Raw genomic sequence first — 14410 nt, 5'->3', positions numbered from 1 at the left:
GATAAGTTTGTCTTGTCACCTTTGGCTATTCATTATCATAAGATGTTATCACAAGTCACGTTTACACTCGTATACTCTGAGCCGTTTCTGCTAAAATTATGCAATAGAACTGGCAATGAATAATTCATATACTAATAAGACTGACCGAGAAGGATTTAGCATGCGATTGACATCTACTATTCGAAAAATACACAAGCGCAACCCTAAATTAGGCAAAGCCGTTTCACTTGCGACAGCGACTGGTGTTATTGCAGCCAACAGCTTCGGTGGTAGTATCCCCTTATGGTTAATGGGTGTCGGCAAAGTCATCACTGGTGCTCCTATCGCGGACAAAGCAGTCATCAAAATCGCTACTTATTGGATCAGTAGCAACAGTGCCTTGATCGATGACATGTTGCCGCGTAAAGATTGGCGTATCAGCTTACCCGATGACGTTCACATCAATGGCAAATATTTGCTGGTCAGTAATCATCAGTCTTGGGTCGATACCAGTATCGTGCAATATATTGGCGAAAATCGCCTGCCACTCACACGTTTTTTTACCAAATTTGAACTGATTTACATTCCGATTGTGGGTCAAGCTTTTTACTTTTTAGACTTCCCAATGATGCGTCGGCATTCTAAAGAAGCCATCGCTAAGAACCCTGCTCTACAAGGCAAAGACATCGAAGAAGCCAAACGCGCCTGTGCCCTGTTAAAAGACAAGCCGTTTACTTTGTTAAATTACTTAGAAGGCACGCGTTTCACCAAAGCCAAGCATGCAAAACAACAGTCTCCCTATACTCACTTATTGAAGCCACGGGCAGGCGGCCTATCTTTAGCAATTAACGCGCTAGGCGAAGACATCGATGGCATATTAGATATGACCATTGTTTATCCTGATGGTGTACCGACTTATGGGGATTTGTGGAAAGGAAATATCAAGCGCTTGGGCGTTGATGTCAGATATATCGAGATGCCTGACTCATTGTTTGCTGGGATTCAAAATGGCGGCTACGAAAACGATGACGCGGTAAAATCACAAATGTTTGATTGGGTTGAGAAAGTCTGGCGCGAAAAAGACCAGCGTATTACCGATATGCTGGCTGAGTTTGAAACAAACCCTAAAGCTCCGAATGCTTAGAGACATCATTAAGAGAGCAACGGTGCACAACAGTGAATTACTTTAGGTCGTTTTAGAACCACGATTGACCACTGTTGTTTCAAACGCTAAGGTTAAATACCAACTCCTAAATACCAGCTGTAAATGATAATGCGTAATTATAATGAAAGATGGGTTGTTTTTTGGCTCTATTCATTGATAATGTGAATAGTCATGAGCTTATGACTTTTTGACCATTAGTGACTTGATAGCCCTGTACTATTTGAGCCGCTTATTTTTCGTGCTATTTATCATTTATAAGGTTTGACTGTGCCCGCTTCCTCTTCTACTAGCCTGCCTCTAGACTCAGCGCCTGTGCCCAATCAGCCGCCTAGTCGGCCCGATAATACGCTGCCACCGCCAAACCGACCAACACCAAATCGTTTGAAACTTACTTACGATATCGTGATGATTATTGCTATCAGTATTGATCTATTATTGATTAGTATTGACGCTATCTTGATGAGTAGCTTTAGTAGCAATGCAGCAGGATGGCTCAGTATTAGCGATGCTCTCAACTGGTATCAAAATACCTTACATGAGCCTTTACGTACCGCTGGTGGATTTTTTACCCTATTTTTGATCTTTGAACTACTGCTACGTTGGGCGATTGCGATTAAACAAAACGTCTATTATCGCTGGTTCTTTTTTCCTTTTGTCCATTGGTATGAGGTATTAGGGTGCTTTCCGCAGCTACGTGCCTTACGTTTATTCCGAGCGGTCATCATTGGGCGACGTTTATACCAACTTGGTTACCAAGTGCTGCCGCAGCCATGGATTAATCGGATTAGGTTTTATATCGACTTACTGTTAGAAGAGCTGTCCGACCGCGTCATATTGACGACTATCCAAAACTTTCGGCAGCAACTGACCGATCCTAAAACGCATAAATCCTTTATTGAATCAACGATAGCTCGTAATCGTAACGAGATTGAGGCAGCAGTGCTGTCGATACTGCGCTCAGAGCTAGCACCAAAACTGCAGGAGTTGACGGCATCATCAGGTGGCGGCAGTATACTGGCAAGCGAGATGGGTAATGCTATTGAAGAAGGTTTGGCCAATACGCCTGAGCTACGTCGCTACCTACGCATGATACCGATCGCCGGTAGCTTGATTGAATCACAGTTGCAACACGTCGGTCACAATATAGGTGAAAACGTCGTTTATGCATTGAATAAACGCCTTCTAGATCCTGAGCGTCTCGACTCATTAATGGTAGCAATTGCCAATGGTATTGCTAGTATCGATACTGATAATACTGCGTTAGATACCTTAATTTCGAGTATCATTGATGACAGTTTGACTGAATTTGAAGCGCAGGTAAAAGTGCAGCAATGGAAGCATCAAGAGATGCTTAATCTATAATCCATACTACTAATAGCACGCCTTACCTACAAGATATTAGGCTTGGCAATCAAATGAATGGTATGACTCGATAATAAAAATAACACCGTGAATACAGCGACAGAATTATCTCTTGAGGATTTATATATGACAGTTTCAGATAATGACACCCAAGGCTCAAGCGCCGCACCAGCATTACCAGCATTGGCATTTTATGGCAAAATGCTGACCTTTTCGCGTTTGCAGTTTAGTACAGATGATTTAAGCGCGATAGACGCCCAGCTTGCCGCAACGCTTAGTAATAAATCTAGCAACATCCCCATCCTCATCGATAGCGAGGTCGAACAAGATCTATCAGCATTGGTAGAGCTTTTATGGTCGTGGGGCTTGCAGCCTATTGGCGTCGTGACCGGTACACTAGATGCGCAAGCCCGAGAGCAGCGATTGGCCATCTTCCCTGCTGATGGCAAACGTATTGAGCGTATCTTACCCAGCAAGAAAGCTGCGACTCAAGTGGATAAAGCTGCCGATGATAAGCGTACAGACTCAGCCAGTAGCAATTCAGCCAGTACCAATGATGCCGCAGCCATCAGCGAGTCGAATACAGAAACAACGATAGCAAACGCCACAGCAGAAACGCTGATGAGCGCTCAGCACATTACCAGCCTAATTTATGATCAAATGCTACGCTCAGGACAGAGCCTGAATCACGTTGGCGGTGATTTAATTTTAACCAATAGTGTCAATAGCGGCGCGGAAGCGATTACAGATAATAGCTTGCACGTTTACGGCCGTGCCCAAGGTCGCTTGGTTGCTGGCGCAACTGGTGACAAAGATGCCCGTATTTTTTGTCAGGTCTTTAATCCCTCATTAGTATCCGTTGCAGGGACTTATTGCTTACGAGACAACTTACCTGAGCACGTGATTGATAAATCTGTACAAGTAAGATTTGTAGAAGGCGAAGGTTTGGTATTTACGGTAATGGATGATGCTTAAATGCTTTAACCGTTAAGAACAATAAATGTGTCCATAATTTTTAAAAATGTAGACAGACTAAGCTGAATTTCATAAGACATGACGCTTATTGAAAAAGCTTAGTGCCAAAATCTCCATGATAGAGGCTTAGACAGCGCACTTAATATTATAGTAAGTTTATTTAACAAAACTGTTCTATGATGAATCGCTAGCTCTGCCACTATCTACACTACTCGTAGGCGTCTATTTTATTATTCACAATAGGTAATATCGGCCAGCAAATTTTAGGTAGCAATGCTTTGTGATCCATATATAAGTTGTTTTTCTGCTTTGCTATGGACGTGCTATAAATTTTTGTTTATTTATGCTAGGCTAGCTTCGCAGGTAGTGTATACATAGCATGTGAATAATCTGCAATTGCGCTATTTATTTATATAAAAGATATCCCATTGATTCATAGGAGTGTGCCATTGTGGCGAAGATAGTTGTAATCACTTCAGGTAAAGGCGGTGTGGGCAAAACCACGACAAGCGCTTCTTTTGCCGCAGGTTTAGCATTGCGTGGCTATAAGACAGTCGTTATCGATTTTGATGTAGGTCTACGTAATCTAGACTTGATCATGGGTTGTGAGAACCGTATTGTTTATGATTTTGTTGATGTCATCACCGGTAACGCACGCTTGTCGCAAGCACTGGTTAAAGACAAACAGCTTGAAAATTTGTATATCCTACCCGCCAGTCAAACGCGTGATAAAGACGCTCTGACAGACGAAGGAGTGGCAGAGGTCATGTCTGAGCTGTCTAAACAGTTCGATTATATTATCTGTGATTCACCTGCTGGTATTGAGCGCGGTGCACAGCTTGCCATGTACCATGCTGATGAAGCGATCATCGTCACTAACCCTGAAATTTCTTCAGTGCGTGACTCAGACCGTATTATTGGTATCTTGCAAAGCCAGACCAAAAAGGTTGAAGAAAACCAAGGCTCTGTACGTGAGCATTTGATTATCACTCGTTATAATGCTGAGCGCGCAGCGGCCAATGAGATGATGGACATTGATACCATTTCTAATGACATCCTAAAAGTTCCGTTACTTGGGGTTGTTCCTGAAAGTCATTCCGTACTTGAAGCATCTAACCATGGTGAGCCAGTTATTCATTATACTGATTCGGTCGCTGGTCAATGTTATGATGACATCGTCGCCCGTTTCTTAGGTGAAGAACGCCCACTACGTCATATTGATGTGAAGAAAAAGAGTCTATTACAGCGCTGGTTTGGAGGTCAATGATGACGAAGAAAAAAGGATTTTGGAGTAGCCTATTTGGTACTGACGACAGTAGTAGCGCAGGTAGCGCTAATTTGGCTACTGAGCGTCTTAAGGTTATCGTTGCGAGCGAAAATCGCTTAAACAACCGCTTAACAGCTGATCGTATCGAAAAAATGAAACGTGAGATCTTAGAAGTGGTTAACAAATACGTCAACGGCGTACAGATTGATGATGTGAATATCAATCATCGTTCTGAGGACAGTTTAGACGTATTGGAAATGAATATCAGTTTACCTGAGCACAAAAAGTAATATCTGTCTAAGAAGTATGCTTGACTACGTCAAATTTGATCAAGCTAATAAATAGCGTACTTTCACGACTTTTTTGCTAGTTAAATTTAGACCGTCTTAGAAAGACAAAAAAGCCCTAAGTATCATGACTTAGGGCTTTTTTTATTGTATAAAGTAGTAGGATTATCTATATCAGCCCACGACTGTTTTGATACCCACTATTTTATACGCGCTATCAAATTGTCTTTTTTGACAAACTGATGATATAGAGCAGCACCGATATGAATGAGTGTAAATACAATAATGGTCGGCCAAATAATATCGGTATGCAGATCATTATAAAAGCGAGCCAACCCTCTATCTGGTGTGACAAATACAGGGATTTGAAACAAGCCAAAAATATCGACGGGTCGCCCACCATAAACAGACATCAGCAAACCAGCCATTGGCATTGCAATTAATAAGGCATATAAGCCAAAATGCGACAGCTTAGAGGCTAATAACTGCCACTTCGGCATCGGTACAGGTGGCGGTGCCTTAGTAAGTACGCGATTAAGCACCCGTGCTATCATCCAACATAACAAACTGATGCCAAAAGCTTTATGCAACCCAATATAAAGATTGTTATCCAGATTATCGTACAACAGAATCATTATCCACGTAACCAACAGTAAAACTGCACTGATCCAGTGAAATATCCGGCTGCTGACTGGCCACTTTGACACATTTGAATTGGTACTATTCATGAGCTGTCCTATTACCCTCATCACTAATTATCTATCATCAATGTTATAGACAAAACAGCCACTCATTCAGCGCTTAGCAATCATCAAAGTGACTGGGTAACCCCTTTTCTCTTATAGTGAAAACTAACCCTGATATAAGCGAGAAGCTAACTGTCTAAATCGACCAACTGATGCGCAATTTTATCTAAGTCAGGCACCAAATAAGCTTTATCATCGATCATAACCGTTTGGAAAAGATAGGATAGCATAACGTTTTCATCAAAAGGTAGGGCTGTTTTGTCGCTGTCTATATTATCAAGCTGCTCAGGGGTGTTGAATTCTTCAGGAACCTCAATATCTTTGACTTCAGAAATACGCACTTGTCGGTGGTGCAGTGCGCCTGCCGTTTGTAAAGCTAAGCGATGATCTGCAGTATTACCCTCTAATACAATCATGGTATCTGGCATTTGCTCCTGTGGCAGCAAATGACACACCTCTACCTTTTGCTGCTGCCACTCATAGGTTGCCGTGCGCTCATTATAATCATCCACACTCAAAATCAGGCTACTTGGAATAAGCCAATCAGGTTGGTTAAATGCTGGAACAATAGTGACATCCAGCATACCGTTATTTGTGGTCAGTAAACTCACTGCCTCAAACGAATGTTTCAAAATTTGTTTCATACATCGCTCACAATCAGTTAATGCAAAGAGGCTACTACTAATCTGTCATCAATATAGTCTATTAGTTTTTGTGCTAAGTCTGCTGGACTGCCAATAAAACCACAATACCCTGAATCAATAATCGCCTGAGGTTGACTCGGGCAAGCGCTTAAGCTGGGATCTTGTACCCACAATTGACTGTTATTTTCTTGAATGAGATCCAAATACTGCGAACCATCATTCCCCATACCGGAAAATATAATATTGATAAGCTCGCTACCATAAACGTCGCTGGTATTTTTGAGAATCTGACCAATAGCTGGCTTATACTCACCCTCCCAAGCTTGCTCGAGCAATATGACTCGACCTGTCGAATCACAGACAATTTGCTTATCAATAGGGGCTATAAGACAATGGCCTGCTCTTAAACGCTGTGAAGAGGTAATAACCTGACAATGCCAGTCATTATGGCGATTCAAAATGCGTGGTAGTGTGCCAATCATCATTTTATTAAAATGGTGCGCCAGCAAAATACAAACCGGTAGCGTCGCCGACAAGTTATCCAAAAATTCTTTTATGGCACTCGGCCCACCCATAGAAGCCCCTAAAAATACTACATAGCGCCAGCTCACATCAGCATTATCAGGTTTGTGCACGGGTGCATCCATTAAAACGGGCAAAGCAAGCATATGTGCCAGTTTACGCTTTAATTTGCGCTGCCATTTGGCATATTGCGGTGCTTCATTTAGGTAAGGCGCTTGACTAAAACCCACCAACACCGCAGCAGGTTTAGACGCTGTGGTCGCGGTTACCACACTGTCATCATAATCACTATCTATCAGCCAGATATCAATCGCGGTGTCAGAGCGCCCCTGTTTTTCTTGCAGTCGCGCCCGTGACATACAGCCAACAAGGCTAAAGCCACAACTGCGTACAGTATCTGAAAAGGCCATACGCTGATGATGGTCTTCTGACACCACCATCACCTTAATGTCATCCTTGTTTTTTTCTCTCAGCGCCAAAACACGTGCATTATCCTTCATAAGTCAAGCTGACCTTTTGACCCAGTATGTGCTGGATTTTATTAAGTAGCTCTTGTTCTTGGAATGGCTTACCCATGTAATCATTCACGCCAATCTCTAATGCACGCTCACGATGCTTTTCACCTGTACGTGATGTGATCATGATGATTGGAATATGCTGCAAGCGCTTGCTATGTCTGACTTGAGTTGCCACCTCGAAGCCATCCATGCGTGGCATTTCAATATCTAGCAATATCATGTCTGGTATCATGTCTTGTAATATCTCAATCGCATCGATACCATCTTTTGCAACCGCCACATTGAACGCTTGGCGTTCCAAGAAACGTGACGTCACTTTACGTACGGTAACGGAGTCATCCACGACTAAAATAGTAGACTTAAATGCTAGACGACTTCGTTTAGAATCAGCAGATTGCGAGATATTTTTGACCAGCTGCGCATTACGCATCAAAGCAATCAAGTCTAAGATAAGCATGACCGAGCCATCGCCCATGATAGTAGCTGCTGAAATACCTGGTAGATTCGATAACTGTTGCCCTAAAGGTTTGACCACCACTTCAATACGTGACCCTGCAATCTGATCGACCTGCAATGCAATATTGTGTCCCGTACGGTTCTTAATGATAATAAGCGGCAAACTGGTATTGGTATTAACGACCAGCTCATTCAGTTCGTTGCCTGACAAAATCTCATTTAAGTAACGCACCCGATAATCCACATCTTCAAAGTTTAATGTTGCATCACCTGACTGGTAATAGTCATAAAGCTTTTCTGGGTTAATCCGTACCACACGCTCAATCTGTACCAATGGTATTGCATAATAGCGATCCGCTGCACGAACAACCAAAGCATCAGATACCGCAACCGTCAGTGGTAAGCGCAGCGTAAAGCATGAGCCTTTACCCAGCTCTGAGACAACCGATACGGCGCCGCCTAATTGACGAATTTCACTGATAACGACATCCATGCCCACGCCACGTCCAGAAATCTGCGTCACTTGCTTACTGGTACTCAATCCAGCATGGAAGATATACTGCATAATATCAAGATCAGTTAGGCTATTATCATTTGCATCAATCAAACCTTGAGAAATGGCTTTATTACGTACTGCATCTACATCGATGCCGCGACCGTCATCTATTAACTGGATAACAATCTCACTACCCTCTCGATTCACCTCAAGAGTAATACGCCCACTACGCTCTTTACCTGCTTTTAAACGTGTTGAGGTATTTTCGATACCATGATCGACGGCGTTACGGAGCATATGTTCAAGCGGTGAAGTGATACGCTCTAGAATGGTTCTATCCATCTCATCATCGGCATTGATGATCGTTAGTTCAACAGATTTGTTCAGCTCATTGGCAGTTTGTCGTACGATACGCTCAAGACGTGGCGTTAAGCGCGTAAACGGCACCATACGCGAATTCATAAGCCCATCTTGTAACTCGGTCTGCGTACGAGACAGCTGTAACAAAAGACTTTCACTATCGCGCGTCTTTTCTAATAATGTATGATTAATATCAATCAAATCCGAAGCTGACTCTGTCAAAGATTTGGATAACTGATTTAAAGAAGAATATTGATCCATCTCTAGAGGGTCAAACCCTTCGTGATTAATCAGCTCATCGTCTATCTGCGACAAGATCTGTTCCTCAAGCTCAATTTCCATTCGGCGTAACTGATCCGCCAAGCGCTGTACTGTAATACCCATATCTTCGATACTGTTGGTCAAGCTACTCATGCCCATGTCGATACGAGCACGGTTGATGGCTGACTCACCAGACAGGTTAATCATATGCTCGATCAAACCACCTGAGATACGAATCATCTCATTATTATTGGCACTCTGATCTTCCTCACCCGTACTGCTGAGCATAGAGGGCATTTCACTAATATCTTTTGCCAGATACTGTGAGTCTTGTTGCTCTCTAGCAATAAAGAGGGCTTCATGCTGCGATTGTAGGGACTCTTTAGGTATCTGCTTTAAGCTGTCAGGGTTTTTACCAAATTGCTGCAATGCCTCAATTAATAATGCAGGCGTCGGTGGGTTGACATGTTGTCTAAGGATGGATATCGCATCAGCAAGCCAGTCATGACTGGCAACCAGCAACTCCAATACTTTTTTGGTAGCAGGACGACGATTATCTACAAAATCTGTATAAACCGATTCCATTTCATGAGCCAGATCAGCGATACCCGCTGCAGTGACCATTCGTGCACCACCTTTGATGGTATGCAAATCACGCTGCAATGCCTGTAACGCTGTTGTATTATTGGTATCTTTTAAGAACAGTTGCAGATACTTATTACGATTGGTGAGCTCCTCAGCCTCTTCTAAAAACACCGACAATATATCAGGATCTGGCAAGCCATTCGCCCATGACTGTTTAATCATCATGTCTAGGCTCAGGGAATCTGATACTTCATAGCTGAGGTGAGCCTTGTTAGTCACCCTACTTTGTGCTTCAGGTTCGAAGTGGTTTTTCGGTATAGGTATGATGAGCTCTACCGTTTCTGGCAAGGCTTGGGCTTTTACAAAATGTTGTAGCTGCTCAATCAGTGCTGAAGCAAAAAATGATTTTTTGTAATTTAAGATATGCAGTACTTGCAATGACATTGTGTCTTGCACCATTTGCATTATTTCAAGCCATTGTGCTGTCGGTGTTCTTCTATTCTCTACAAATGCTTCATAGACACTTTCAGCTTCGTGGGTCAGATCACCAATACTACGAATACCTGCCATTCGCGCACCACCTTTGATAGTGTGCAGATGGCGCTGTAAAACCTTTAATGCATTAATATTGCTGATATCAGCACGCCACTTATTAAAACTCTCGTCTAGCGCGGCATCAAGCTCTTGAGCTTCTTCTAAAAATATTTCTAATAGCTCAGCATCCGTATCAATAGATTCAAGCTGTAGCTCAGCTGCTGCAATGGCTCGCACGACAAAGATACCCTCATCACCACTGCTATCATCGTCTTGGTAAATACGCTGTAGATCTGCAATAACTTGTTGGTCAATTTTCAATGACGTGCTACCAGCCAATGCATCGAACAAACCAACCAGTTGAGCATGACCGGCATGTAAAACAGCTTGGGTATCGATATTCCTTGCTGTATCAATATTATCTTTCAAATAGGCATAAGCGTGACTCAACTCATTAAGAATAAAAGTGAATTTTGGAAACGCTTCTGCTTTATTGGCTAAGTAAGCTATTTGCGATATTTGCTGCGATATATAGCCCTGAACATGTGCTGTCTCAGAGTGATTAAGTGCGTCATCTAATTCCCACTCAGCATCCAATAGTTCATCAATATTATTATCCAACAACTGCTCTATCGTTGGTTTGTTATCAGCCGTGACCTTATCATCGCTAATGACGTATTGCTCACTAAGCATGGCTTGCAATGAGGCTATGTCTTGCTGACTTTGCGCGTCTTCGATCGAGATATTCTGCGGCTGAACGTTTTGCTTGTAGTTGTTTAAATAACCGTCCATTAGCGTAGCAGACTTCGCCAATGCTTCTAGATGTTGAGTATTCATGGCAGTATCTTGCTGCTGTAGTAGCTCTAAGCTATGCTCTATCGTTGCGCTAACCTCACTGATCGCTGCTAAAGCACTAGAACCTGAAGCCCCTCTCAAAGTATGAAATGCGCGTACAATCTCATCCGTTACTTCAATATAAGACTGATCTTGATGCTCATCAACAAATTGGTCAATATCTTGTAATAATCCTTCTGCTTCGTCGATAAAAATCTCACAAAACATTTTTTCTTCTTCGCTTTGCGGTGCTAAATGAATAGGCGCTTCTGCTATCATTTCATTGACAGAATTAATCGTCTGCAGCGTCGTATCTATAGCTTCATTAGGATTATCTTGAGTGGGACTATGCTCATCAATAGCACAAGATACTACTGATGCTTGGATTGTATCAGGCTTAGAACGGTTTAACGCTTGCTCATATAAAGTAGAATAGCTAAATTCATCACCTTGCTGTTTACTGTAAGCATTAGCGCATGCGATCCATAAAGGCACCATCGCTGGATAACTTTGACTGTTATTTTCAAATATCGTTAGCATCGCAGGATAAGCAGCTAACACATCAGCAATAAGCTGACGCATATCTTCTGAGACAGTCACGCTATGATCCAATATGCGATTAAGCATATTTTCTATGGCCCAAGCCAACTCAGCAGTATAATTCGCACCGACCATGCGACCGGAACCTTTTAAAGTATGGAACCCACGACGGATATCCACCAATCCGCTTAAGTCGGCTGGCAATAATCGCCAATCTTCATATAAAGGTACGATCTCAGCCAATACTTCATCAGCTTCTTCTAAAAATATCTCTTTGATATCAGGGTCTGCATCATTAGCATCCGCCGATAGCTGCTCAGTTTCTTGCATAAAAGGTTCGAGTATCGCTGGAATATCGATAGCAGATAATGAGGCAACCGTAGGGCTCTTTGCGCTATCAGCAGTTGTCTCGTTTGACTCATTAGCCATGTCGAGAGCACTTAGCAACTCAGCACCATCAACCATTGGATGAGATAGCTCTGATACTAAGGCTGATTCTGAGTCAGGTGATGAGGCAGAAGATTGATTACCGAATGTTACCGCAGAATCAGCAATTGCAGGATCTAATATGGTCAGCCCCAAATTGATAGGTTGCTGTGCCATGAGGTTATGGCTTTGTAAAATAGTGACAGCAGGATCAAAGCTTGGAGATTGTTGCGCTTCAAAATCTATCACCAATGCGGGTAGTTGTTTTGCCGTATCCATCACCAGCTTTACCACTTCATCTGTGACAGGTAGTGTCTTATCTAAAAGGCGATTGAGCAGATTTTCGATTGACCATGCCATCTCGCTGATGCTAAAAGCCCCAACCATACGTCCTGAGCCTTTTAAGGTATGGAACCCTCTACGCACTTCAGTTAGTGGGGTTAAATCCTTTGAGTCTTGCTGCCAGATAGGTAGAAAGTCTTCTAAATCAGCAATGACTTCCGTCACCTCTTCAATAAAGATGTCACGGATATCTGCATCCATCTCAAAATTATCAGGCTTAACTTGCTCACGAGCACGCGTTAGTGCGTCACTCTCCGTACTATCACCATCAGCGGTATTTTGCCCTACCACACTTTCATTATTCACCTCTGCATCAGTCAAAGCGTGGTTAGCAACGTCATTTTGACTACTAACAGGAGCAATCTCGCCACTGTCATCGTAACGCAATACGTTGGTCGCTACGGATTTTTGGGTAAGGAAAGTGTCGTTGATCGTCTCTGGCGCTGCAATATAATGAGTAAGAAGCTCGGCGGCCTTAGCGGTATACTCATTTGCCCGCGTTAATAATTTCTGATCAAAAACCTGCTGCGCAAGGTAATCAAGCAACAACTCAATAGACGTTAGTCCTTCAGCCAATGCCTGAGTCACATCCCAACTGAGCACGTCAATCTCATGAATGGTCAATTGTGTAAATATGCTGGCCATGTCGTTCATGGTTTGGCGAATCGCGGGTAACCCCATATCGACAAAGGCATCACCAATATGGGTAAAGTCAGCAGCAATGGGCAATAAATCAATATCTTGACGCTGTACATATTCGTGGAAGCTTTGTTTGACATCTTCTACCGCAATGCGCAGCTCACGTAAACTTCCACCAACAGGGGCCTTTGCAGGACTTTCTTCCGACTGCGTCTCAATACCTTCAAACGTTGCAGATAGTGTCGTAAAAGAGGCGGCTTCCCCTATCTTGAGAGATATCGTCTGTTCGGTGTGATAGATAGCGTTATATAGCTCTTGAAGCTGGCGCTCAATCTGCCATTGTTCTTGTGCAAATCCTATTTCTGATGATAAAGCCTGCTCTATATCTGTAACAATTAAATGTATTTTCGACACATAATAAGTCCAACCTCGACCTTCGAGCTGACTTTGTATTTTCTGTAAAGGAACGAGAAGCATGTCTGGCTTATCTAAAGTAAAGATAAGTGTCTCAAGCTCGCTGAGTATACGTGGTAAAAAGCGTGATACCGTTGATGAGGTTTGTGATAAATCATTTAGAATTGACTGAGTGCGCTTGCTACTTTGTGCAAGGCTATGTAGTTCGATATACACACTTATGATCAAGCTTCGAATAACGCCTGATGACAATTCATTTTCCTGAGTACAGGATTCTATTACTTGATCCAGCTGACTTAACAGTGGCACATAATGCTCAGGTAAAGGGGTATCATTATGAGCGAGGTCATTTAGCCACAGTTCCGTTAAGTACCAAAGGCGTTGTAAGTCATCATCTTGAGTCGTCTGCCATAAATACTGGCTGACTCTTTCTAATACCGTTAATAAGGAAGGTTGATTGGTATTGGCACTCAATAACGCTTGTACTTGCTTTCGCCAAACCAGTAATAATTGTTGATAGTGATAATCAGCTAAATGCATCGCGGTTCTGTTCGCAGGCATCATCACTTCGATACTATCGATAATATGATCATCGATAGCATGATTACTTAAATTCTTATGCTGAGTGTTCGATAGTCGGGCAGAGGTGTCTGTCGCTATCCCTAATTTCGACAATGCTTGAGTAAGCTTGTCAGCGGCATTGTCAATTAAAGTAGTGTGGTGATTGCCCGTACGTGCGTATTGATTCAACCCACGCTGTAACAACCGATGAGAAAACTGACCAATACGGCGGTCATTAGCAGAAATACGATCGCGACTATCAACTTCTGCTAGCAAGCTCAGTTTATTAGCAAGATCTGCTAATAAATCAAGACGAATCATCGTTAGCGCACCACCAACCTGATGATAATGTTGCACCATCTGATCGTAATCAGTGCTATCAGCGTCTAACTGCCAGCCATCAGATATCTGTGATAATTGCTGATTAAACAGTGGTAATAACCACTCAAGCGTCACTATGTCATTGGGCTGGTTTTTCATAGGGTCATCCTAACTTG

Annotated in this window: 9 protein-coding genes; 5 read left to right on the top strand and 4 right to left on the bottom strand. The window is 42.7% G+C overall.

Going from position 1 to position 14410, the window contains the following annotated elements:
- Positions 1–160: 160 nt before the first annotated feature.
- The 5 genes from JFC10_RS06135 (at position 161) to minE (ending at position 5038) form a co-directional block, all read left to right on the top strand.
- On the top strand, positions 161–1123 hold the full coding sequence (locus JFC10_RS06135) for an acyltransferase (protein ID WP_198332120.1): 963 nt from the start codon (positions 161–163) through the stop codon (positions 1121–1123).
- Positions 1124–1456: 333 nt separating this feature from the next.
- On the top strand, positions 1457–2506 hold the full coding sequence (locus JFC10_RS06130) for a hypothetical protein (RefSeq protein ID WP_406947335.1): 1050 nt from the start codon (positions 1457–1459) through the stop codon (positions 2504–2506).
- Positions 2507–2632: 126 nt separating this feature from the next.
- Entirely contained in the window at positions 2633–3481 is an 849-nt protein-coding gene (minC, locus tag JFC10_RS06125) for a septum site-determining protein MinC (RefSeq protein ID WP_198332118.1), read from the top strand.
- 451 nt (positions 3482–3932) lie between these two features.
- Positions 3933–4748: a septum site-determining protein MinD gene (gene minD, locus JFC10_RS06120; RefSeq protein ID WP_193013371.1), complete on the top strand. Its 816-nt coding sequence runs from the start codon at positions 3933–3935 to the stop codon at positions 4746–4748.
- Positions 4748–5038, top strand: coding sequence for a cell division topological specificity factor MinE (gene minE, locus JFC10_RS06115; protein WP_193013372.1), 291 nt, complete (start codon positions 4748–4750; stop codon positions 5036–5038). Before minD ends, minE begins: the two co-directional genes overlap by 1 nt.
- 197 nt (positions 5039–5235) lie before the next feature.
- Here the strand turns inward: minE and JFC10_RS06110 are convergent, their stop codons facing one another.
- The 4 genes from JFC10_RS06110 to JFC10_RS06095 all read right to left on the bottom strand — a co-directional run bounded on the left by JFC10_RS06110 (position 5236) and on the right by JFC10_RS06095 (position 14393).
- On the bottom strand, positions 5236–5763 hold the full coding sequence (locus tag JFC10_RS06110; RefSeq protein ID WP_198332117.1) for a cytochrome b: 528 nt from the start codon (positions 5761–5763) through the stop codon (positions 5236–5238).
- A 146-nt stretch (positions 5764–5909) separates the two neighbouring features.
- Positions 5910–6425 (bottom strand): hypothetical protein, encoded by a 516-nt coding sequence (locus JFC10_RS06105; RefSeq protein WP_193013374.1) that lies wholly within the window; start codon positions 6423–6425, stop codon positions 5910–5912.
- 17 nt (positions 6426–6442) lie between these two features.
- On the bottom strand, positions 6443–7447 hold the full coding sequence (locus JFC10_RS06100) for a chemotaxis protein CheB (RefSeq protein ID WP_198332116.1): 1005 nt from the start codon (positions 7445–7447) through the stop codon (positions 6443–6445).
- Complete coding sequence (locus tag JFC10_RS06095) at positions 7437–14393, bottom strand: Hpt domain-containing protein (protein ID WP_198332115.1); 6957 nt, start codon at positions 14391–14393, stop codon at positions 7437–7439. The genes JFC10_RS06100 and JFC10_RS06095 overlap by 11 nt, the downstream gene beginning before the upstream one ends.
- Positions 14394–14410 lie beyond the last annotated feature (17 nt).

Origin of the sequence: Psychrobacter aquimaris (assembly GCF_016107525.1) — a bacterium.
Lineage (GTDB): Bacteria > Pseudomonadota > Gammaproteobacteria > Pseudomonadales > Moraxellaceae > Psychrobacter > Psychrobacter aquimaris.
The sequence above is the reverse complement of the archived record's forward strand: the minus strand, read 5'-3'. Positions and strand labels throughout refer to the sequence as shown.